The sequence below is a fragment of the Vagococcus sp. WN80Y genome (assembly GCF_059621045.1).
Window position 1 is genome coordinate 12,296 of the sequence record NZ_JCAQHY010000136.1, and the last position, 21,610, is coordinate 33,905.

Consider the following 21,610-nt stretch of genomic DNA (forward strand, 5'->3'; position numbering starts at 1 on the left):
CGATGGAAAAAGTTAAATATTTCGTGACAACAATTGAAAAGCTATCAGTTAATATTGGGAGAGAAGTACATATTGACGGAAAGGAAATTGCCTTATTTCGTTTAGGGGATGGAACCATAAAAGCAGTTGGAAATCGCTGTCCCCATGAAGATGGTCCACTCGCAGAAGGGACAGTCGCTGGCGATTTTGTTTTTTGTCCGTTGCACGATTATAAGGTATCACTAAATGACGGCATGGTTCAAGCACCAGATGATGGGTGTGTTGCTGTCTATGAGACTAGTGTAGAAGATGACAATGTCTATGTCTGGCTTTAAAAAAGAGGGTGGCAAAGTTTATCTATTAGGTGGGGGAACAGGTGATATTGATTTATTAACTTTAAAAGGGGCACGTGTTTTAAAAAGAGCTGATATCATTATTTATGATCGTTTAGTTAATCCACTATTTCTATTTTTGGCCAAAAAGGAGGCAATCTTTGTCTATTGTGGTAAGTCTCCTTTGGCCCATGTTTTATCCCAATTAGAGATCGAACAACTTATGGTAAAGCATGCTCTTTCTGGTAAACAAGTGGTTCGATTAAAAGGCGGTGATCCGGTTGTTTTTGGGCGAGTTGCTGAAGAAATGACTGCCCTGGAACGATGGGACATTCCCTATGAAGTGATTCCAGGGGTCACAGCTGCTTCTGTCGCAGCGATCTATGTTGGGATCCCATTGACTCACCGAGACTATTGTAGTCATGTTACTTTAGCAACTGGGCATCGAAAGTGGGGTGAGGAAGTTGATATTAGCTACTTAATAACTGGTGGAACCCTCGCACTGTATATGGCCGTGGAAAAACTTCCTGCTATTTGTCTTAGCTTAATAAAAAAGGGGCAAGCTCCTGACACTCCGATAGCCATTATTACTTGGGGAAGTTATGGTCGCCAACAGGTCATTACAGGAACCATTGGTACCCTTAAGCAGAAGAATGAGTATGACAATCCCTCAATGATTATCATCGGCGAGGTTGTAAAATGTCGACAAACATCTTCTTGGTTTGAAAAATTGCCGTACTTTGGTCGTCGCTTGTTACTTATTAGTCAGAAAGAGATAACTTGGGAAACAATTACAGACTACACCAGTCACGGAGCAGATGTCTGGGCGATTCAATTAGGTAAAAATCACGATTCACGTTTTACGGAATTAACAACTCGTTATCTCAGTGAACATAAATGGACTGATTTTATCTATTTGGACGATGAGAAAACAACACCTGCACTATTAGCAGAGGAGTTAACAAAGATAGGGATCGATAAGTCTTCGTTAATCCAGTAAAACATTAGGAGATGATAAAATGGGATTTTATAGTCCACCAGAGATAGTTGATGTCACTATTCAAAAAGGAATGGAAAAGGGGAAAGCTAGTTTTCTTACACTTAGCTTGTTAGGATTTGCAGCTGGGATGTTTATTGGCTTAGCAGGGATTGCTTTTATTCGTGCAATGGGTACTATGCCCGCAGAGTGGGGCAGTTTAGTATTATTAATTGGAGCCTGCGTCTTTCCCTTCGGTCTGATCTGCCTTCTGTTAGCGGGAGGAGAGTTGGTTACTGGTAATATGATGGTTGTGTCGATGGCCTTGTTCGCCAAAAAAATAACAGTAAAAGAATGGTTGAGGAATATCGCAATTGTAACTTTGTTTAACTTTATCGGCGCTTTTTTTGTTGCTTACTTTTTTGGTTATTTAACCGGAGCTCTGCAAGGTGACTTTGTTGAACGGACGATTATTGTAGCTCGTGGTCGAACGAAGGATACATTATTACAAGCATTCTTATCAGGGATTGCCTGCAATATTTTAGTCTCAACAGGCGTTTATCTTAACTTAGCGTCCAAAGATTTCATGGGGAAAATAGCAGGAATTTGGTTGCCTATTATGGGATTTGTCATATCAGGTTTTCAACATGTGGTTGCTAACATGTTTATTATCCCAGCTGGAATTCTAGCTGGTGGTGTTACTTGGACTGATTTTTGGTTAAATATTATTCCTGTTTATTTAGGAAACGTAGTGGGTGGTGGCGGCTTCATTGCGCTCCTTTACTTTACTGCTTACAAAGTCGGAACAAAAAAGTAACTGACTAAAACAAACCAAAAAGACAAGAAGTAAAAAAAATAATTGTTGTGAATTACTCCAAATGCTTGCTTAAATTGGTAGAATTGCTAGTAAATCCTCTACTTGAAGCATCTCGGGTTTCATCAGAATTTACACAAATAATCAACAAAAGCCCCTCTCAATTTAAAAGACTGAGAGGGGCTTTCATTATTTACGACAATTAATAAGTATTTCTTGAAAACGTTTAGTAGCTAGTTCACTTGGCTCACCTTTTTTACAAAACGTTAATTTCGCAAGTTTTGGAACAACTCGTTCTACAATCAATTGGTCATTAATAATTTTTTCTTTTAAGCAGGTGAAGGCTTCAATAAATCGCGGATCATGTCTAGCTTCTTCATAAAATGATAGCACATATACAAATTGAAAAAGATTATAACCACGAAAAGGATATTCTACTTGCATAAATAAGGTGCCGATCCCATAATGACAAGGTCCAATTGGCGATTTTGTTTGCCAATGAGCAAGTAAAAATTCAATAGCTAAGCTAACAGCAGGTTCCTCTTTTTGTTTGCCATAGCGAAAGTAATCCAGTGCTAATAACGTTGGATAAGGATTTGCTAAATCCGTTTCAGAACCACGACCATAAGAAAACTTCTTACAGCGCCAACCGCCTTTTCCTTCATAAGTACTTAATAAATAGTCACGTGTACGTAGTAGACGTTTGTCAGAATGGTACCCAAGTTGGCAAAGAGTACTGGCAACATTGGCCGTTTGACAAGGATAGCTGACTCCTTTTGGATAAACCTTAAATTGTCCATCTGATTGCCAAGTCTCAAAGATGATTTGACTAGCGGCTTTAAGGCTAGGATCTGAAGGGGATAAGCCTAATTCACGAAGATACCTGACAGATTCTACTAAAGAGAAGGGAGCGCCTTTAATAATTCGATTATCTGATGTTGTCCAGTAATCCGCTCCTTGATCGTAGCGATGTGACATGATTTGCGTAATATCATCTTGATAATTAAGTGTCATAGTTATTCAGTTAACCTTCTTTTAAATTAAAAGTGATACTAAATCGATTAAGGAATATCGGGCTCGATAGAGATGTTAACAATCAGATTACGATTGTGATACAATTTTTGTAAATTTTGGACAAGAAGTAAAATCCAACTAAATGCCAAAATAAAGGCAATCAATTCAAAGGCTGTTAGTGATAAATAATGGACATTAGCAAATAATAGATTGCATATGAATAAAAGGCCTCCCATGCTGTATGAGATAACAAGAAATTCTTTCGTAATATTTGGTAGTAGCCACCGAATACTGATAATTAATAAAATGACAAGATAAATTAGCCATGTTGAAACCTTTGTATGAATGATATGCAATTCGCCGCCATCATTTGGAAAAAATCCGACAGCCCCTAACGCAATCGCGGTTAATGTTAATAGGCCTCTTAAAATCATTAATCGTTTGTTTCCAGGCATAGATTTTCTCAGAGCAACAAATAAATAATCTATTAACGCAATCATTAAAAGAGCTGAAATCATTAAAGTCACATTGAATTGCCAACTATTAATAGCTTCTTGTGTGCCAAGAAAACTAAAATTATGCTGCCACCAAAGATGGTCGGCGTTGGTTATCATTGAAAATAGCAGTCCACCAAAAATCACTGATACGAGTAAAGTAATAATCATTGTTGAGGAGATTGCAGTCGCAAAATAGATCATAAAATAATTGATACAACAAGCAAATAAAAAAAATATAAATGTGGCAGTGATAATATCAAAGCTTGCTCCTTTGAATAATTTATCAACTAACCAAAAAAATCCGGACAGAACAAAAATTAAACTAATCACAAATGAGACGAGGATAGTTGGAAAATTTCGCCAATAAATGCTACTAGCAGAGAGGTTAGTATTATTTCGTTTTCCTTTTATAAAGAAGAAACTGAACATACAGATACCACTAAAAACGCCTAAAATAATCACCAGGCTAGCGATAGATACTTGACCTGTTAAAGGGACTTGACTCATATTTTGATAAAGAGCTATCCATAAAAAAATCAGACTAACCGCCAAGGATGGTAGGAGAAACCATCTGAGAGTTATGACTTGGTTTTCTGATGGGTGTTTTTTTGTAATGGTAATAGCTTGATTTTTAACTTGTAAAACAAGTTCTTCATCTTTATCAATAGATAATTCTTGATAAATTTTGGGTGGTACTTTAATTTTTAACAACTCTTTTTTCATTTTTTGTGGACTCCATTCGCTAAACTTATGGGCAAAGAAGATTGCTTTTTCACTTGTAAGTTTAGCAAACTAGGGATATTAAGTAAAGAAGAGTGAAAATTGGCATGTCATTATAGGTGTTACTTCTTTCCGTTAGGCAACGGAAACTTCATCCATTCAAAAAGCAAGCGCTTCCTGATATGATACAGATACGAATTAAGAAGGAGGAGAGTTTACTGATCAAATAGAAAAATTGACTCACCCCGCTGTTACTGTGTGGAAAACTTATTTAATAGGAGGAAAAGAAATGAAAAAAGCATTGATTATCTGCGCTGGAGGTATGTCATCCTCAGTTATTGCTAAAAAAGCGACGGATTTTTTCGCAACTAAAGGTGTGGAAATTGAATTAGAGGCAACATCAGCATCACAAGGTGCAGCAACCATTGCTAAAGATCAATTTGATTTATATTTGGTCAGCCCACAAACGAAGATGTATTTTGCTAATTTAGAAAAGGCAGCAATTAAACAAAATAAACCGATCGTTAACATACCGCCTCAAGCATACGTCCCTATCCCAATGGGCATTGAAAAATTAGCCAAAGTGGTGGAAGAAGCGATCAAATAAGGGTTGAGGATAATGCTAAGTCAAAAAGAAGTAATTATTTTGAAACTATTATACGAGAATCGTGAGGGCTATCTAACAAGTCAAGAATTATCTACCAAATTGAAAATTTCAGATAGAACAGTTCGCAAGTACCTTCATATAGTAGGTGATGTTGTTAAGAAACACAAGAGTCGAATTGAAGCAAAACGCGGACTGGGGTATCGTCTTATTATTGAGGATGACTCATCTTTCGAACTCTTTTATCAGTATGAAATCTACCAACTATCATCCACTAAGCAAATCACAACGATTCATGAATCAAAGGACCGTCAATATTATATTTTGCATAAACTTTTTTTTGAACAAAGTGCTCTTTTGGTTGACAACATTGCTCACGATTTATTTGTTTCACGGTCAACTATTTCGAATGATTTAGTCGAAATAAAAAAGCGACTGACACCTTATAATATTGAACTGAAAAGCAAGCCGAGTATTGGGATTTTTGTTTATGGGAGTGAACAAAGTTTTCGACACTTTATCATGAACTACTTTTTTATGACTCGCTTACACGACAACCTCTACACCTTTTCAATGTATAGTAGTTTGCTTGATGAAATTAGCATTGAAGAGATTTTAATTATTGTTTTAGATGAGTGTCGAGAATCTCATTTAAAAATATCAGATTTCATCATTTTCAATATTGTGCTCCATATTGCATTATCAATTAAACGAATTCAATCAGGGTTTGAAATTGAGCAAGAGAACGTTATCCAGTTTCCAAAAGTATCACTAGAATATCAAACCGCATTGAGAATTGTAGACCGTCTGAGTCGAAGTATGGTTATTACTTTTCCAATTGAAGAAGCTGAGTATATAGCCATGCATTTAAGAAATAAAACCACCTCTCGATTAGTTTTTAAACGGATTGCCTATGACCGTGAACAAATTCAGGCACAATTAATCGAAGTGTTACATGCGATAGACTTGGAGACAGGTTTTACTATTTCACAGGATTCAATATTAATTGATGGTTTAATGATGCACTTTACACCATTGTTACTGCGATTACAAAATAAAAGCAGTATTGGCAATCCATTGTTAGAACAAATTAAAGGGAAATATTTAGATATTTTCCAACTAACAATTAAGCATTTTGAAAAAATGCCTGTCTTTCGTTCCTTTGATGTACAGGAAAGTGAATGGGCTTACCTGACGATTCATTTAACTGCAGCTGTCGAACGTTTTTTTAATAATCAAAAAGCCCGAGTATTAGTTATTTGCGCTACTGGATTAGGTAGTTCCCAAATGCTAAGAGCTCGTCTGGAGCATGAACTTGGTTCCAAGATAATGATTGAGCAGGTAATCAGTTACTACGAAATATCGGAACAAGCTCTAGAGAATATAGATTTAATTGTTTCATCGATCGGTTTACCTAATGTCCTTCACCAAACACCCATTGTGCATGTGAGTGTTTTTCTTGATAAGGAAGACATCGCGGCAATCAATCATGAGTTATCAATGTACAAAGGGATGGAGCCATTATTGGAAGACAGAAATGCTTCTGTCATTGCTAAAACTCATCGACTGAATTTAATCAAACAAACATTCTCGGAAAAGCTCTTTTTAATTATAGAGAATGAAACCACTAAAGAGAAGGTAATTGATGATTTACTCGATTCGTTAGAGCGGATTGAAGGTCAACCGGTTAAAGATTCATTAAAAAAGCAATTACAGCTTAGAGAAACATATAGTTCTGTTGCTTTTTCTGATTATTTGGCCGTACCACATCCGATTGAACCTGTGACCACTTCGGCATACGTTACTGTTGCAATTGCTCCAAAAGGCATATTTTGGGATGAAGAACACCCTCATATTCAACTAGTTTTTCTTTTATCACCAGATACACTTAATCTTTCGGAATTAGAAAAGATAAGTTTGATGTTAGTTCCAATTATCGAGGATGATCGGATTCGCAAACAATTAGTTGCAAGTGAAAACTATGAACAATTTATTGAACAATTTATCAACTATTCATAATCAAATAAAGTGAGGAAAAAAGCACAATGGATGCAGAAAAATTACAAGAAGTCGCTTTTGATATTATTTTACATAGTGGAGAGGCAAGGACTATCGTCCACGAAGCATTTCAATATATGAGGAACAATCAGTTCGGTAGAGCTGAACAAAAGTTAGAGGAAGCTAATGATGCTCTTATTGCAGCTCACAAAACACAAACAGGCTTATTGCAAGAATTTGCTAATGGAGAAACTATCACGATAGAAATAATTATGGTTCATGCTCAAGATCACTTAATGACTACTATTACATTAAGAGAAATCGCGATTGAGATGCTCGTATTATATCAACGTAATTAGAATAAACAAACAATTTGTCAGGCAAATATACTAAAGAGGGGAAGAAAACTATTATGAAGAAAAAGCAGCAAAATGAGATTGAGCGGACAAGGCGAGACAATGCGGCCAAAAACTTTCGTTATAATCGCTATTTATTATTGCGATACCTATTAGCACTTTTCTTTTTTATGAATTTATACTGGTTTTTAGGATTGGTGATGAGTCAACATTTTTCAGCATTTCTACCATCTTTACTACTCCTTATCAGTTTGATTGCGATAAGCGAGCATGTCAAGCTTTACGGAATTAAAACGGAAAAGGTTGCTTCTTCTCTGCAAGGAAATGTTATTTTTCATCTTTTACAAGTATCTATTAATATCATGCTTGGTATAGGGTTATTATTTGAAGAAGCTTTCGTTAGTTTTTATCCATTTTTTGTTAAAACATATCAAGTTAGATTGATGATAGGTGGATTCCTATTTATTGGCATTATATTGTCGTTAATTTGTTTAAGACGTATTCAGCAAATCCAGCAAAATAGCGATAAGCATTATCACTATATAAAAGAATTTGAAAAATCTATTTAATTGAAAGTGAGTGAATATTGTGGAAGAATCAAATAACAAGTTATTTAATTTGTTGGAAAAAGCAATCATGGGACCACTTGGTAAAGTGGCCCAATTTAAAATTGTACGCGCCATAATGGGCGCAGGGATGGCCTCTATACCTTTTACTATAGTTGGTTCAATGTTTTTAGTCTTTAATGTCCTCCCATTAACTTTTCCCTTTTTAGAAGGTATTTTTAATGCTACTTTTTTTAAAGTTAGCGATTTGTATATGTTAGCCAATAGTACTACAATGGGGCTGTTAGCCTTATATTTCTGCATTGTTCTTGGTTATGAATATGCCAAAATAATTGCGGAAGAAGAAGAACTAGATTTGGCTCCAATGAGTGGCGCATTATTATCTATGTTTGCTTTTTTTATGTCGATTCCCCAATTAGCGATGGAAAATGGGGTTATGGTTCGTATCACTGATGCGGAATCAAGTATTATTAATGGTTGGGAAATTGGCGGAGATGGTGTGAGTAGGTTGGGAACAGTTGGAATTTTTACTGGTATTATTATGGCAATTATCGCTGTTCAACTCTATCGTCTATGTGTCGCAAAACACTGGATTATTAAAATGCCAGAAGAGGTTCCTTTAGGTGTATCACGGGCCTTTACAGCACTTATTCCTGCTTTCTTGGTTGCCTTCGTTGTCTTGCTAATTAACGGTATATTAGTTGCTTTTGGGACAGATATTTTCCAATTAATTGCTATTCCATTTGGTTTTGTTACCCAATTAACAAATAGTTGGTTAGGTTTAATGGTGATTTATTTCTTAGTACACGCGTTGTGGTTAGTTGGGATTCACGGGGCAAATATTATCTTCTCATTGTTGACGCCCATTACACTTGGAAACTTAACTGCAAATGCGGATGGTGGTATTTTCCCATTAGCAGGTGAATTTAACAATGCTTATGTAACTGTTGGTGGTTCAGGGGCTACTTTAGGATTTGCACTTTTTCTAGTATATTTGGCTAAATCTAAGCAACTGCGAATCTTAGGGAAAGCATCTATAGTGCCTGCCTTGTTTAATATTAATGAACCGTTAATTTTCGGTGTCCCATTAATTTACAATCCTTACCTAGCAATTCCATTTTTTTTGGCGCCTATGACAACTGCATCAATTGCTTACTTCGCTATCAAATTGGAACTAATTCGCCCAATGATTGCACAGATGCCATGGCCTTCACCAGTCGGAATTGGCGCATTCATTGGGACTGGAGGTGATTGGAAAGCAGCTTTAGTTGCTATCTTATGTGCGATTGTGGCTTTCTTCATTTATCTACCATTTGCCAAATCATATGATGCTGGATTAGTCAAACAAGAACATGACCAAGCTTTAGAAGAAGCTTAACAAAAAAATAACAACTAATACGCAAAAAGGAAGAGAATATAAACTCTTCCTTTTTGCGTATTAATTGTTTGATGACAAGAACTCTTTCACCGCAGTCACTAATGGTGTCAACGGTTTACCTAAAACATGTTCAAAATCACTTGAAATGATATCTAATTCTCCTTGACGAATATCTGATTGAATCATTAGGATGAAATCAATCACCGCATCCGGTACGTTGTTAGCTTTTAATGTAGCTTGATAAGTTTCATCAGCCATTGCCTCAACTATGAAATTTTTACCACTTGCTATTTTTACTGCTTTCGCTAACTCAGCATAAGTGATAGGGGCTCCTGAAAGTTCAAGAATTTCTGACGTTTGCACTTTCCCAGTAAACACATTCGCAGCTGCTTCAGCAAATTCACGCTTTAAAGCCCAGCCAACTTTCCCTTCACCAGCAGAGTAAATAAATGGATGACCTGCTATAGCTGCTTTTATCGTATCACCTTCATTTTCTAAATACCAATTGTTACGTAAGATAGTATGTGAAATACCAGATTCTTTGATCAATTTTTCTGTTAAAATATGATCTTGCGCTAAAGCGCTTTTTGATTTCTCTCCATTAGGAAAACTAGTGTAAACAATAAATGAAATGCCTTTTTCTTTAGCAGCGTTTATTACGTTTTGGTGCTGTTCGCCACGAGAAACTGGGCCTCCAGGCTGTGAGGAAATGAATAATAAACGATCAATTCCATCAAATGCTTCTAAAAGGCTAGAATAATTATCAAAGTCAGCAATTCTAACTGCTAGACCTTGTTCTTTTAATGATGTAGCTTTCTCTTCTGTACGAGCGAGTGCTATAATTTCTTCTTGATCAACTTGTTCTTTCAAATAAGATAAAGCATATGCTCCTAATTCACCTGTTGCGCCTGTTACTAAATAGTTCATATTATTCTCAACCTTCCTTTTTTAGATAGATTATTAATCTATACCTATCATAAAACTTAAAGTTACTAATGTAAAGTAAGTACTTTTAAGTGGCTTAGGCACCTAAAAGTAACTATTAACTTAAACATGAAAAAGTGGCACCCTTAGTTTCAAAAATTCAACTTGAACTGGTGTTTTTTTACTAAGAGGATTGAAAGCGTTCAGTTTAGAAATATCGCATTTTTTATTCATTTTCTAATTATGATACACTAATTAATTATGGCAATTTTACTTGAGACTAGAAAGGAGTGTTCCAATAAACCTGTCATAAAATTAGGTCATTAGTCTATTGAAGATGTAAAGAAACGCCGAATTTCTATCATTAGAAAACCGCATAAAATTATTGCAGCTGCTACTTTAAGCAAGTCTATCATCATAAATCATCTATCCTTTCGCTTTTTAGTGGATATGATTATATTACATGCTTCATGTAAAGTGTTGATGAAGATCTGAGGTAGTTTATGTAAATCAATTTAATCAAATCAATCGTTCAAACCCAGCTTATTCAATGTAAATGAGTAGTTGCATGATTAATCATGCAAAAAATCATGCTTCACTCAGTAAAATTTCTTGTATGCTAAAGATACATCAAAAGAAAGAGGGTTTGAGAATGGATTTAGTCAATGGATTTAGTTTAATGAACTACGCCAGAGAAAAAAAATTGGTTTTGCCAGCATTCAATACAACAAATATGGAATTAACCAGTGGTATCATAAAAGGATACCAAAAAATGGGGATTGGAGGGTACATCGCTATCTCGTCAAATAACCTGAAGCTTTCGACTCCACAAACTATTGCCGATTTAGTGAAAGCTGAAATGAAGGATGCTTCAACACCTGTTGCTCTTCATTTAGATCACGGAAAAAGTTTTGAGGATGTCAAAGCATGTATTGATGCTGGTTTTACATCAATTATGATTGACGCTTCTGACCTAACTTTTGCAGATAATATCAAAGAAGTTAGACGAGTTGTGGAGTATTGTCATTTCTTTGGAATTCCCGTTGAAGCAGAACTAGGGGCCATTCAAGGCAAAGAAGATGATCATGTATCTGAAAGTGATGCCAAAACAAATTGTGAGGATGTTGCTGAATTTGTTGAGAAAACAGGCTGTGATTTATTAGCGGTTTCAATTGGTAATGTTCACGGTATGGACTTGACGCCAAATCTTGATTTTTCATTATTAGAAGCGATTGCACGTATTTCTACGGTTCCACTTGTACTACATGGTGGCTCAGGAATACCTTTTGATCAGGTGAGACGCGCTAAGGAGGCTAATTTAATTAAAGTCAATTATGGCTCTGATTTGAGGCAAGCCTTCATTCGAACTATTGGCAAAGCATACGAAATGAATCACAATGAATTTGATATTATGGCTTTATCAGGTAATGCCATTGATGCTGTGTCAGCAAGAGTTGAAGCCATTATTAGAGAGGTAAATATGACCTAAAAATAAGAGGGGGGATGACCGGTGTTAAACCATCGACAAATAGAAATTTTTAGAGAATTTGAAAAAAATAGTCCATCGTACCTCACAGCTAATTATTTTGTAAAAAAATTTAATATTAGTATCCGTACCATTCAATCCGATATTAAGACGATTCGCGAGTTTTTTATCACTTACGACTGCCTTGAATTTATTTCGACTGCCTCAAAAGGTAGTAAAGTCATTATTCATGATCAAGCTAAGCTAGATGAGATACTCACTAAATTTAATGGAGAATCTATCGTTTCAAAATTGATAGACCAAACTGATCGAGTTCGAAAGTTGATAGTTATCTTGCTCAATCAAAAAACGTTTGTTAGTCGGCATTTTTTAATGAATAAAATATTTGTTTCTGTTTCGACTTTAACTTTGGACTTGAATGAAGCAAATCATTATGTGAAAGCCTATAACTTACAGATAGAGCGTAAGCCTAAATTAGGCATTAGAATTGTTGGTGATGAGAGTGATTGTCGAAAATGTTTAGTTAAAATCGGCAACCTAGAACTTATTACGGATGAAGCAAGCATTCAGGCGCAAGAGAGTTATCGTCAGGAAATTGAAACCACTTTAGTTGGAGTATTGTTAAAACAGCGCCATCATATTTCCGATACAGTTTTTCAAAATTTAATTGTTCACATTGACATGACTATTAGACGAATGCGTCAAGGCTTCTATCTTGATCATCATCGAAAAGAGCTGGGGAAAGAATTTCAAACCGAAAAAGAGGCAGCAAAAGAAATTTTTGAAACTTTGAGTCAGAAACTCCACTTTTCAGTCCGTGAAGATGAAATTAATAATCTTGCTATTTATTTAAAAGGGAAAAGTGATTATGAAGAGAATGGCTATATTTCAAAAGAGGTTAACAATTTTATCTTATTCGCATTACAAGAAATAAACGATAAATTTGATATTGATTTTACTCAAGATATTGATTTGCGAATTGCTTTGGCTTTACATCTCATGCCCCTTATCACACGCTTGGAGTATAACATGCAAAATGAAAATAGACTACTTGATCAGATCAAACAATCATTTCCATTGGCTTTTGATATTGCTGTCTATATGTCTTTGCTGCTCCATGATTTTTTTGGCAAACGAATCGAAGAAGGGGAAATTGCTTATTTAGCCATTTATTTTAATCAGTATTTGACTAAATACAATGATATCACTGGTAAACAGCGTGTCTTAATTATCACTAGCTTGAAGCGAAGCGAGAGCATCTTACTAAGGCAACGTTTTGCCACTTGGTTCTCATCGGAAATTTCTATTTTAACTTTAGCTAATATAACGGAGTTGAAAACTCTTGATGTGGAAGATTATGATGTCCTTTTTACGACCGATCAAAATGAGCTAACAGAAAATCTAGGAGCTATTCTGATAAGCTTTTTTCCAAGTGAAGCTGAGTATTCAAAAATAAAATTAGCGATTGATGGGTTTAAAGGAAAGATGGAGATCATTAATTTATTTAAGGAAGAGTTGTTCTATTTTGGAAATTTATCGACTAAAAGTGAGGTTTTAACAAAACTAAGTGCTCTTTCAAAAGAAAAAGTTAATGGACAAGAAGATGAATTATTAACAGCTATCCAATTAAGAGAGGAACATGGCAGTAGTTATTTTGGAAATCACATTGCTTTACCGCATCCAATTAACCCGTTTACAGTTGATACTTTTGTTTCTGTTGCTTTATTAGAACAAAGAATTGATTGGGATCGCGATCATAATCAAGTTCAATTGGCCATGCTTGTGGTTATTGAAAAAAATAACGCAAAAGTTTTTCAGCTTTGGAATTATTTAGCCAAAATTATACAAGAGAAAGACTTTGCCGAACAGCTTTTAAGTGAGCCTACCTTTGATCACTTTAAGCTAAAACTTGGGCAATTATTAGACGATTACATATAAACTTAGCAGAAATTAGACTGTTAAGACAGGAGGAAGATAATATGCAACTTGTGTTAATTTCACATGGTGAGCTTGCTAAGAGTATTTTAGGGAGCGCCCAAATGATTATTGGGAAGCAAGAAAAGGTTCATGCATTTGGATTATATCCAAATGATGACATTACGCTGCTAAAAGAAACCATAAAAAAAACTTTGGAAAACTTTTCAAGGGAAGAGGAAATTCTATGCTTAACAGATTTATTTAGTGGCAGCCCATTTAACGCTGTTGTCTCATTGATGGGGGACTATCCTATTCATCATATTACTGGCATGAATCTTCCACTAGTACTGGAAGCCCTTATGATGCGCTCAGGTGAACAACGACTTGAGGAAATAGTTACAAAATTATTAGAACAAGCGCCAACAACCATTGTGGATGTTAATCATTATTTAGAAAAACAATTGGCAGATTAAAGAAAAGAGGAAAGAAAATGAAAAATATTATTTTTGCGCGCGTAGATGACCGATTAATTCATGGAGAGGTTGTAACCGCTTGGGCACCTACCCATAGTATTAATCACATAATTATTATTGATGATGTAGTAGCTCAAGATGTTTTTCAAAAACGAGTGCTAAAGGCTTTAGCACCAACAGGTGTAAGGGTAGATGCCTATACAACTGAGGAGGGGATTGTTGAATTAAAAAAAGCTTACAATGAAAAAGAACGCATTTTACTCCTTACTAAAACGCCTATTACATATGCAAAATTGGTCGAGGGAGGAATTGAATTACCTCAGGTTAATTTAGGTGGAATGGGTATTCGTGGAGAACGTCAAACATTTATAAAAAATGTGGCGTGTGATGAAGAAGAAATAGCCGCAATTCGCAGTATGGTTGATAAAGGGATTCATGTTTTTTATCAATTAGTACCAGAACAGAGATTAATTGAAATAACTAATTTACTTTAGGAGGAATTTAAATGACAATTTTTCAAGCATTTTTGTGTGGGTTGATCTACTTTTTCGCAATTGGTAATTTGCCCTTTGTTGGTCTTTGGACCTTGCAACGTCCTTTAGTTTGTGGCTTTATAACAGGGGTTGTTTTAGGTGACCCACTAATGGGTGCTATGACTGGTGCAACGATTAACCTGGTCTATTTAGGTTTCATCTCGGCAGGTGGAAGTATGCCGGCAGACATGGCCTTAGCGGGTATCTTAGGAACCGCCTTTGCTATTACCGGTGGTTTAGACGCTCAGACAGCTCTTTCAGTTGCGGTACCTATTGGATTACTCGGTACATTTGTTTGGTATGCACGTATGACTTTCGGTTCGATTTTTGTTCACGTAGCAGATAGTTATATTGAAAAAGGTGAATACAATAAAATCTGGCGAGCGAATGTGTTATTTCCTCAATTATTGACAGCGCTTATTACGATTATCCCTTGTGGACTGGCAGCTTATTTTGGTGCAAGTTATATCTCAGGACTTATCGATGCTCTAAGTGGAACTGTTTTAACCATCTTCACCGTTATTGGTGGATTAATGCCAGCGCTAGGAGTAGCAATTACTTTACAGTATATATTTAAAGGTGAAGCAAAAGTCTTCTTATTTTTAGGTTTTATTTTGGCTGTATATTCTGGTCTAGATTTGCTGCCATTAGGAATTATTGCTGGCTTAGTTGCGGTTATTTATGTTCAACTAAAAGGTAAAACTAATAATGACGAGGGGGAAGAAGATTATGAATTCGAATAATACTGAAGAGAGCTTGATTCGAAAAAAAGATTTAGTTCGCTCATGGCTAATTTGGGAGAATTTACCACAAACCTGTTATAACTATGAACGTATGATGGGACAAGCCGTTGCGCATGTTTTTGTACCAATTTCAAAACGGTTATATAAAAACGAGCCTGAAAAGAAAAAGGCAATGATGAAACGAGAAATTGAATTCTTTAACGTTCATATTGAATTCGGTTCATGTATTATCGGTATGATTATTGCTTTAGAAGAACAAAAAGCTAAGGGAAAAGAAATTCCTGACGAATTCATTACTAGTTTAAAAACATCCCTAATGGGTCCATTGTCAGGAATTGGTGATACAATTTTTCAAGGGGTTCTAATCCCAATATTATTAGCTATCTGTATAGATTTAACTTTAAAAGGGACTATCTGGGGATCCATTATTTTTGCCGTAGCAATGATTGCTATTGCCTGGAGTATGAGTTATGCAAACTTCATGTTTGGATATAGAGCAGGTGCCGAAGCAATTATGGATTTTTTAGAAAAAGGCATTTTAAATAAAATTCTTCTTGGAGCCGAAGTCATGGGATGTATGGTGATGGGGGGATTGATTTCAAGCTACGTTAAGATGCATGTAGCTCTTGAGATTGTCAGTTCCACCACGACCTTCAAGGTTCAAGAACAATTTTTGGATAAAGTTATTCCCAATATCTTGCCATTTGCTTTCACAATGATTGTGTATTTTTTAATGAAAAAAGGGTGGTCTTCACTTAAAGTTATTGGAGCGATTATCGTCATTGGCGTAATCGGCGGATTATTTGGTATTTTGGGAGCTTAAGTTAAGTAAATGATAGGAGTGGATGCGCATGAAAGCAATAGTTTTAACTGATGCCAAAACAATCGACATTCAAGAATTATCTCTACCAAAAATTAAAGAAGATGAAGTTTTAATAAAGATTCGTGCCAATGGCTTATGTACTAATGATGTCCGTGATTATTTAGGAGATACTAAGTGGTCCTACCCACGAATTGGCGGTCATGAGTTTAGTGGGGAAGTAGTTGAAATTGGGGCACTAGTCAATCCTGCTCATTTTCAAGTGGGAGATCATGTAGTCAAATACATCATTCCTGCTTGTGGAGAATGTCATTATTGCAAAATTGGGAGAGAAAATCTTTGTCTTGGTATTTATACGAGCTCGACGTTTCAAAATTCAAAAGGTCTTTCAGGTTTTTTCGGAATGGCACAATATATGGCGGTTAAGAGTAAAGACCTGTACAAATATCCTAAAGATATCTCCTTTATTACAAGCTCGTTTACCGAACCTTTGGCGTGTGTTGTCAACAGTGTAGAGCGAGCTAACATTTTGCTAGGTCAGGATGTTTTAGTAATGGGCGGAGGTGTGATGGGACTGATGCATGTGATGTTGGCTAAGCTTCAAGGTGCTCGTGTCATACTTAGCGAACCAAATAAAGAACGGCGGCAACTTGGAGAAGCGCTTGGAGTTGATCTGACAGTTGATCCAACCATTGGAGACCCAGTAACTTTTGTCAAACAACACACAGAAGGACGGGGGGCAGATGTTGTATTTAATACGACTGCTCATCCAAAATTAGCGGCACAAGCAATTGAGTTTACGGCAAACGGGGGGCAAACATTTCTGTTTAGCTCAATGCATCCAAATGAGCTTGTTCCAACTGATATGGGGGCTATACACTCTCATGAGAAGGTTATTACGGGAACTGTTAGTCCGACCATCAGAACGTTTTACCGAGCGATTCAATTGATCTCAAAAGGGCTGGTAGATCTGACACCACTGCTAGATTGTACATTTGATTATACGGATGCTGTTGAAGCTTTCGAGCATGCGGCACAAGCAGAAACATTAAAAACCATCATAACTTTTGATTAGGTTAGGAGGGAAGTAATATGAAAAGAAAGTACATTGGGCTTGATATAGGTACTTCTTCCATAAAATTTGCAGTTGTGACCAATCAGCTAGAATCAGTATTGGAATTTCAAAAAAAATATGAGTACCTAACGCCACAAAAAGGTTGGACGGAAATAGAGCCAGATTATTGGTTGACACTTATAGTCACTGGTTTGAAAGAAATTTTTTCAACAATTGACGCAGAGGAAATCGGCGGTATTGGTATTACCGGACAAATGCATACAACCGTTTTTGTTAATCAAGCGGGGCAACCTGTTAGACCCGCTATTATGTGGAATGACACACGCACCAGCTCTCAAATTCCTGAATTAAGAAAAAAACTAATTCAATCTACTGAAGGTCAAGAATCCGCAAAAATAATTGCAACAGGTAGCCCATTAGCAAATCTTTTATGGGTCAAAGAAAATGAACCAGAGCATTTTGCACAACTTACTCATTTCTTAATTGCTAAAGATTACATAATCATGAAGTTATCCGGGGCTATTTCAACAGATTACTGTGACGCTTCCACGACTTCAATGTATGATTTTGAAACCAATAATTGGTCAGAATGGATCCAAAACGAATTTAATCTATCCTCAACATTATTTCCACCAATTAATTATGCCTCCAAAGTAGTTGGCTATTTAAAACCAGAATTTCAAAAGCAACTTGGAATCAATCAAGCCATCCCACTAGTTGCTGGAACTGGTGATAATGTAGCGGCAGCCTTGGCATCTGGTAGTCTTGAGAATCAACAACCACTTTTATCGTTAGGGACATCTGGTGTTGTTGGAATACCTAATAATGAGTTCCAACTAAAGCCTATTGGTAAAAATGTTGTAGTAAGAATAAACAAAGATGACTCAATAATTCTAACTCAAGGTACTGTTCAGACAGGGGCAAAAGCAAATAGTTGGTGGTTAGAGGATATTCTACAAACCTCTGATTATGAGTCAGAGCAGAAGGCAATTCACCACTCTAATTTAGGTCTAAATGATGTTCTATTTTACCCTCACTTAAAAGGAGAAAAAATAATCTATCGCAATCCTCTATTACGAGGAGCCTTTGTCGGCTTAGGTCTTGATACAAGCCGAGCTGATATTTATCAAGCATTGTTAGAAGGCGTTGGCTTTGGTTTGCGTTGTGTGTTTGAAGAAATGAAAAATAACACCTCACCCAACTATTTTATTATTGTAGGTGGCGGGGCGAAAAGTCAGCTATGGGTTCAAATTTTAGCTAATATTTTCAATTCTCCTATGAGGAGGACGACTGTTTCTCAAGAAGCGGTTCATGGTGCAGCAATTTTGGCTATTTTAGGGAATGGAGAGAAATTTAAGAGAGACCATAAAGAATATCAGGTTGTTGCCCCTGATTCACAACTTGCGAAAAGGTATAATCTCGCTTATGAAAACTATTTAAAATTAAGCAAGGCTTTGGTAAATTATACGAAGGAGGTGAGTTAATGAAGTCTTGTTTACTTTGTCAGAGTCCTGTCCGATTTATTAAATTTAAAAGTCAAGAGGGGTATGTCTGTAGACATTGTTATAAATATGTCAGTCTCAATTTCACTCAAACAATTATAGATAAATCTAAAGCAGAACTATTTCATGACTATCAAAGGTCTCAAATAGAAAAAAAACAGCCAGAATTTGAGATTACACGACGTGTGAATCAATTCATTCTATTTGATGATACGCGTCAAATATTTTGTTTACCTAATCACCCTAATTATGCAACTCAAGGTCTAAAACCAGAATTTTACTCCCAATCTGACGTGATAAATTGTCGAGTGGAAGAAACTCACGTGGTTAAAGACGAAGAGCGATTAGGTACCCTAGCTGTTGTGATTGAATTTGACGAACAACAGCTAAGACGTCATATCATGTTAGTTCCTAAGAAAATTTCTTGTGACAGTGCGCCCTACAAAACAATGAGACGTTTGGCAGAAAAAATTATCACAGAATTAACTTAATATTAAACTAAACCCCACCAAGTTTCCCCTTCCAGGAGATAAGTTTGGTGGGGTTTAGTTATGAAGACTTACATCCTTTTAACGTGTATAATAACTAGTATTAACAAAAGGAGATGAGAATGTGACAAGTCAGGAAGTAGCAGCTTTATTTGGTCTATCTACAGATACTATCCGCTATTATGAGCGGGTAGGAGTAATTCCACCGATTGGTCGAGATAAAAATGGTTACCGTGTGTATCAAACTAAAGACTTGAACTAGATTTATTTGGTAAAAAGTTTACGAAGTGCAGGATTATCAATAGATTCTCTTATTGAATTCGCTGCTCTTGCTCAGATGGACGGTGATGTAAAGGAGGCTCAAAAACAGATTTTACAAAATCAATTACAGAAAGTTTCCGAAAAATTAGCTGAGATAAAGAAAGTTCATGAATTATTGACCTACAAAATAGCAACATATGACGATCACATAGCCCAGTTTGATGCTGGTGATTTAACAGATGATAACATAGAGAAGTTGTGGCACGTTATTCAAACTGATAAATAAATTAATTGTTATCACTTGCTATGGAGTCCACTTCAAGGTGTATAGTTAGAACTATCAACGAAAGAGTGGAGGAAATAACTATGCAAACAATAAAATTAATGAATGGAGTCGAGATTCCTATTTTAGGATTTGGAACCTATCAAATAACGGATCCTAAAGAAGCACAAAAGTCAGTTTATGAAGCAATTAAAGCTGGCTACCGTCATATTGATACAGCTCAATCTTACCTGAATGAAGAGGCAATCGGAAAAGGAATTCAACAGTCTGGAATTGAGCGAGGAGATCTATTTTTGACAACTAAAATTTGGGTAGAAAATGTATCTTATGAAGGTGTGATGACATCATTTGAACACTCCTTACAACGGTTAAACCTTGATTATGTTGACCTGCTTTTAATTCACCAACCCTATAATGATATCTACGGTGCATGGCGTGCTATGGAAAAATTACAAGTTACAAATAAGGTTCGCGCAATTGGTGTTTCTAATTTTGCGGTTGACAGAGTGATTGATCTAGCTGAATTTAATCAAGTTACTCCGCAAATTAATCAAATTGAAATCAATCCCTTTAACCAACAAGCTAAAAATATTACTGAACTAAAACTAGAAGGGATTGTACCAGAAGCATGGGCACCTTTTGCTGAAGGCAAAAATAGTATTTTTGAGAATGAACTTTTAGTAGAAATTGGCAAAAAGTATCAGAAATCGGTAGCTCAAGTGATCATAAGATGGCTAATTGAACAAGATATTGTTGTTTTAACGAAATCTGTAAAACTAGAACGGATGAAAGAAAATTTAGATGTGTTCGATTTTTCATTATCTGTAGATGATAAGCGAGCGATTGCAACCTTAGATGGAGGTGAAAGCCAATTCTTTAATCACACTGATCCTAGTATGATTAAATGGATGGCTAGTCGGAAGCTTGATATTTGAAAGCATCTTCTACAAAAAACGGTTATGACAGACAAATAAATTGCAAAGTCGTTCAAACTTAATGGTAAAAATATAGCAAGATCCTTGTATAGAGTTATTTTCACATGTTATACTTAATTAAAAGGAGGCGTTTACAATGGAGCAACGTTACAAGAACATTTTAATCGCAGTAGATGGTTCTGAGCAATCTGAGAAAGCTTATGTTGAAGCTCTCAACATAGCCAAAGAGCACCACGCCAATTTATTTGTTGCATGTATAATCAATGATGTAGAAATCGCATATAGTGTTTATGATTTCCCGTACAGCTATCATGAAGTAATTGATCAGCAGAGAGAACAAGTGGAAAAAGAAATTTTGAAAAAAATCTATGATGCGAGAGAGTTTGGGTTAGAAAATATAACAGCAATCGTTGAACTTGGGAATGTTAAAGAATATCTGACCAAAATTATTCCTAACGAACATAATATTGATTTAATCGTTCTTGGTGCTACAGGAAAAGGAGCACTTTCTCGTGTTTTGATTGGATCAACAGCTTCTTACGTAGTTAATCATGCACCATGTACGGTAATTGTTGTGAAATAGTTTATTAAAAAGGTTCTACTTTCCTTTTACAAATGGTCGTATTTTTAATTATACAAGAACAATAATCTGTCATGAGGAATTAAGTACAGCGGTCATTGAGTATCACAGAATAAGATTTTTTTAGAAATCTATTTTTAGGCTTTATTGAAAATTGGTGCTGAACAAAGGAGTCGTTGGAATTACAATCACGACTCCTTTGCTATATTATTTACTATCGAAATCCTTTACCGTGCTTGAATTTGTGGTAAGCATCTCACTAATTGAGTCGGCTTCGTTTGTAACAATCTCTTTTTTAACCAAATCCGTAGCACTTTTAATGCGCAGATCTTGATAGCTTTTTAAGACGGATTTTG

At 35.8% G+C, this 21,610-nt stretch carries 22 protein-coding genes and 1 pseudogene; 20 read left to right on the forward strand and 3 right to left on the reverse strand.

The features are described from left to right. Positions 1-2: 2 nt before the first annotated feature. Genes nirD through AC5KOD_RS07555 form a run of 3 tightly spaced genes read left to right on the forward strand, consistent with a single transcriptional unit; the run spans position 3 to position 2,104 of the window. Entirely contained in the window at positions 3-314 is a 312-nt protein-coding gene (nirD, locus tag AC5KOD_RS07545) for a nitrite reductase small subunit NirD (RefSeq protein ID WP_496913935.1), read from the forward strand. After that, positions 289-1,311 (forward strand): uroporphyrinogen-III C-methyltransferase, encoded by a 1,023-nt coding sequence (cobA, locus tag AC5KOD_RS07550; RefSeq protein ID WP_496913936.1) that lies wholly within the window; start codon positions 289-291, stop codon positions 1,309-1,311. The genes nirD and cobA overlap by 26 nt, the downstream gene beginning before the upstream one ends. 19 nt (positions 1,312-1,330) lie before the next feature. Further along, entirely contained in the window at positions 1,331-2,104 is a 774-nt protein-coding gene (locus tag AC5KOD_RS07555) for a formate/nitrite transporter family protein (RefSeq protein WP_496913937.1), read from the forward strand. A 186-nt stretch (positions 2,105-2,290) separates the two neighbouring features. Here the strand turns inward: AC5KOD_RS07555 and AC5KOD_RS07560 are convergent, their stop codons facing one another. Both AC5KOD_RS07560 and AC5KOD_RS07565 read right to left on the reverse strand, forming a co-directional pair. Beyond that, positions 2,291-3,115, reverse strand: coding sequence for a prenyltransferase (locus AC5KOD_RS07560; RefSeq protein ID WP_496913938.1), 825 nt, complete (start codon positions 3,113-3,115; stop codon positions 2,291-2,293). Between the two features lie 47 nt (positions 3,116-3,162). Then, a complete protein-coding gene (locus tag AC5KOD_RS07565) occupies positions 3,163-4,335 on the reverse strand; it encodes a DUF998 domain-containing protein (RefSeq protein WP_496913939.1) in 1,173 nt (390 codons plus the stop codon). Positions 4,336-4,621: 286 nt separating this feature from the next. Here AC5KOD_RS07565 and AC5KOD_RS07570 point away from each other — a divergent pair, with 286 nt between their 5' ends. Genes AC5KOD_RS07570 through celB form a run of 5 tightly spaced genes read left to right on the forward strand, consistent with a single transcriptional unit; the run spans position 4,622 to position 9,234 of the window. Further along, entirely contained in the window at positions 4,622-4,939 is a 318-nt protein-coding gene (locus AC5KOD_RS07570) for a PTS cellobiose transporter subunit IIB (RefSeq protein WP_496913940.1), read from the forward strand. Between the two features lie 12 nt (positions 4,940-4,951). Continuing rightward, a complete protein-coding gene (locus AC5KOD_RS07575) occupies positions 4,952-6,955 on the forward strand; it encodes a BglG family transcription antiterminator (RefSeq protein WP_496913941.1) in 2,004 nt (667 codons plus the stop codon). Between the two features lie 26 nt (positions 6,956-6,981). Beyond that, positions 6,982-7,293 (forward strand): PTS cellobiose transporter subunit IIA, encoded by a 312-nt coding sequence (locus AC5KOD_RS07580; RefSeq protein WP_496913942.1) that lies wholly within the window; start codon positions 6,982-6,984, stop codon positions 7,291-7,293. Positions 7,294-7,346: 53 nt separating this feature from the next. Beyond that, positions 7,347-7,859, forward strand: coding sequence for a hypothetical protein (locus tag AC5KOD_RS07585; RefSeq protein WP_496913943.1), 513 nt, complete (start codon positions 7,347-7,349; stop codon positions 7,857-7,859). 19 nt (positions 7,860-7,878) lie between these two features. Next, positions 7,879-9,234, forward strand: coding sequence for a PTS cellobiose transporter subunit IIC (gene celB / locus AC5KOD_RS07590; protein ID WP_496913944.1), 1,356 nt, complete (start codon positions 7,879-7,881; stop codon positions 9,232-9,234). 60 nt (positions 9,235-9,294) lie between these two features. Here celB and AC5KOD_RS07595 read toward each other — a convergent pair whose 3' ends face one another. Then, a complete protein-coding gene (locus AC5KOD_RS07595; protein ID WP_496913945.1) occupies positions 9,295-10,161 on the reverse strand; it encodes an SDR family oxidoreductase in 867 nt (288 codons plus the stop codon). A gap of 649 nt (positions 10,162-10,810) precedes the next feature. On the opposite strand from AC5KOD_RS07595, the gene AC5KOD_RS07600 reads away from it, so the two are divergent. The 12 genes and pseudogenes from AC5KOD_RS07600 to AC5KOD_RS07655 all read left to right on the forward strand — a co-directional run bounded on the left by AC5KOD_RS07600 (position 10,811) and on the right by AC5KOD_RS07655 (position 21,257). Continuing rightward, positions 10,811-11,647, forward strand: a complete 837-nt coding sequence (locus tag AC5KOD_RS07600; protein ID WP_496913946.1) for a class II aldolase — start codon at positions 10,811-10,813, stop codon at positions 11,645-11,647. 21 nt (positions 11,648-11,668) lie between these two features. Further along, the gene (locus tag AC5KOD_RS07605) at positions 11,669-13,582 is read left to right on the forward strand and encodes a BglG family transcription antiterminator (RefSeq protein ID WP_496913947.1); all 1,914 of its coding nucleotides are present in this window, start codon (positions 11,669-11,671) and stop codon (positions 13,580-13,582) included. Between the two features lie 41 nt (positions 13,583-13,623). Next, positions 13,624-14,034: a PTS sugar transporter subunit IIA gene (locus AC5KOD_RS07610; protein ID WP_496913948.1), complete on the forward strand. Its 411-nt coding sequence runs from the start codon at positions 13,624-13,626 to the stop codon at positions 14,032-14,034. A 17-nt stretch (positions 14,035-14,051) separates the two neighbouring features. Beyond that, positions 14,052-14,528 carry a PTS sugar transporter subunit IIB gene (locus AC5KOD_RS07615; protein WP_496913949.1) on the forward strand — a complete coding sequence of 159 codons (477 nt, stop codon included), beginning with the start codon at positions 14,052-14,054 and terminating at the stop codon, positions 14,526-14,528. Positions 14,529-14,539: 11 nt separating this feature from the next. Continuing rightward, positions 14,540-15,310, forward strand: coding sequence for a PTS mannose/fructose/sorbose/N-acetylgalactosamine transporter subunit IIC (locus AC5KOD_RS07620; RefSeq protein WP_496913950.1), 771 nt, complete (start codon positions 14,540-14,542; stop codon positions 15,308-15,310). Then, positions 15,297-16,133, forward strand: a complete 837-nt coding sequence (locus tag AC5KOD_RS07625; protein ID WP_496913951.1) for a PTS system mannose/fructose/sorbose family transporter subunit IID — start codon at positions 15,297-15,299, stop codon at positions 16,131-16,133. The genes AC5KOD_RS07620 and AC5KOD_RS07625 overlap by 14 nt, the downstream gene beginning before the upstream one ends. Before the next feature lie 28 nt (positions 16,134-16,161). Beyond that, positions 16,162-17,205, forward strand: a complete 1,044-nt coding sequence (locus tag AC5KOD_RS07630; protein ID WP_496913952.1) for a zinc-dependent alcohol dehydrogenase — start codon at positions 16,162-16,164, stop codon at positions 17,203-17,205. 17 nt (positions 17,206-17,222) lie between these two features. Next, entirely contained in the window at positions 17,223-18,689 is a 1,467-nt protein-coding gene (locus AC5KOD_RS07635) for a xylulokinase (protein WP_496913953.1), read from the forward strand. Continuing rightward, on the forward strand, positions 18,689-19,198 hold the full coding sequence (locus tag AC5KOD_RS07640; protein ID WP_496913954.1) for a DUF4428 domain-containing protein: 510 nt from the start codon (positions 18,689-18,691) through the stop codon (positions 19,196-19,198). The genes AC5KOD_RS07635 and AC5KOD_RS07640 overlap by 1 nt, the downstream gene beginning before the upstream one ends. 121 nt (positions 19,199-19,319) lie before the next feature. Further along, positions 19,320-19,742 (forward strand): annotated as a pseudogene (locus AC5KOD_RS07645) (MerR family transcriptional regulator). Positions 19,743-19,822: 80 nt separating this feature from the next. Next, on the forward strand, positions 19,823-20,674 hold the full coding sequence (locus AC5KOD_RS07650; RefSeq protein WP_496913955.1) for an aldo/keto reductase: 852 nt from the start codon (positions 19,823-19,825) through the stop codon (positions 20,672-20,674). A gap of 136 nt (positions 20,675-20,810) precedes the next feature. Further along, positions 20,811-21,257, forward strand: coding sequence for a universal stress protein (locus AC5KOD_RS07655; RefSeq protein WP_496913956.1), 447 nt, complete (start codon positions 20,811-20,813; stop codon positions 21,255-21,257). The last annotated feature ends 353 nt before the right edge of the window (positions 21,258-21,610 follow it).

Coding starts and splice junctions, on each gene's coding strand:
- AC5KOD_RS07595 (WP_496913945.1), bottom strand. CDS start 10,161: ATGAACTATTTAGTAACAGGCGCAACAGGTGAATTAGGAGCATATGCT.
- AC5KOD_RS07640 (WP_496913954.1), top strand. CDS start 18,689: ATGAAGTCTTGTTTACTTTGTCAGAGTCCTGTCCGATTTATTAAATTT.
- AC5KOD_RS07620 (WP_496913950.1), top strand. CDS start 14,540: ATGACAATTTTTCAAGCATTTTTGTGTGGGTTGATCTACTTTTTCGCA.
- AC5KOD_RS07610 (WP_496913948.1), top strand. CDS start 13,624: ATGCAACTTGTGTTAATTTCACATGGTGAGCTTGCTAAGAGTATTTTA.
- AC5KOD_RS07585 (WP_496913943.1), top strand. CDS start 7,347: ATGAAGAAAAAGCAGCAAAATGAGATTGAGCGGACAAGGCGAGACAAT.
- AC5KOD_RS07630 (WP_496913952.1), top strand. CDS start 16,162: ATGAAAGCAATAGTTTTAACTGATGCCAAAACAATCGACATTCAAGAA.
- AC5KOD_RS07560 (WP_496913938.1), bottom strand. CDS start 3,115: ATGACACTTAATTATCAAGATGATATTACGCAAATCATGTCACATCGC.
- cobA (WP_496913936.1), top strand. CDS start 289: ATGACAATGTCTATGTCTGGCTTTAAAAAAGAGGGTGGCAAAGTTTAT.
- AC5KOD_RS07615 (WP_496913949.1), top strand. CDS start 14,052: ATGAAAAATATTATTTTTGCGCGCGTAGATGACCGATTAATTCATGGA.
- AC5KOD_RS07565 (WP_496913939.1), bottom strand. CDS start 4,335: ATGAAAAAAGAGTTGTTAAAAATTAAAGTACCACCCAAAATTTATCAA.
- AC5KOD_RS07655 (WP_496913956.1), top strand. CDS start 20,811: ATGGAGCAACGTTACAAGAACATTTTAATCGCAGTAGATGGTTCTGAG.
- AC5KOD_RS07625 (WP_496913951.1), top strand. CDS start 15,297: ATGAATTCGAATAATACTGAAGAGAGCTTGATTCGAAAAAAAGATTTA.
- AC5KOD_RS07555 (WP_496913937.1), top strand. CDS start 1,331: ATGGGATTTTATAGTCCACCAGAGATAGTTGATGTCACTATTCAAAAA.
- AC5KOD_RS07575 (WP_496913941.1), top strand. CDS start 4,952: ATGCTAAGTCAAAAAGAAGTAATTATTTTGAAACTATTATACGAGAAT.
- AC5KOD_RS07580 (WP_496913942.1), top strand. CDS start 6,982: ATGGATGCAGAAAAATTACAAGAAGTCGCTTTTGATATTATTTTACAT.
- AC5KOD_RS07650 (WP_496913955.1), top strand. CDS start 19,823: ATGCAAACAATAAAATTAATGAATGGAGTCGAGATTCCTATTTTAGGA.
- AC5KOD_RS07570 (WP_496913940.1), top strand. CDS start 4,622: ATGAAAAAAGCATTGATTATCTGCGCTGGAGGTATGTCATCCTCAGTT.
- AC5KOD_RS07635 (WP_496913953.1), top strand. CDS start 17,223: ATGAAAAGAAAGTACATTGGGCTTGATATAGGTACTTCTTCCATAAAA.
- AC5KOD_RS07600 (WP_496913946.1), top strand. CDS start 10,811: ATGGATTTAGTCAATGGATTTAGTTTAATGAACTACGCCAGAGAAAAA.
- nirD (WP_496913935.1), top strand. CDS start 3: ATGGAAAAAGTTAAATATTTCGTGACAACAATTGAAAAGCTATCAGTT.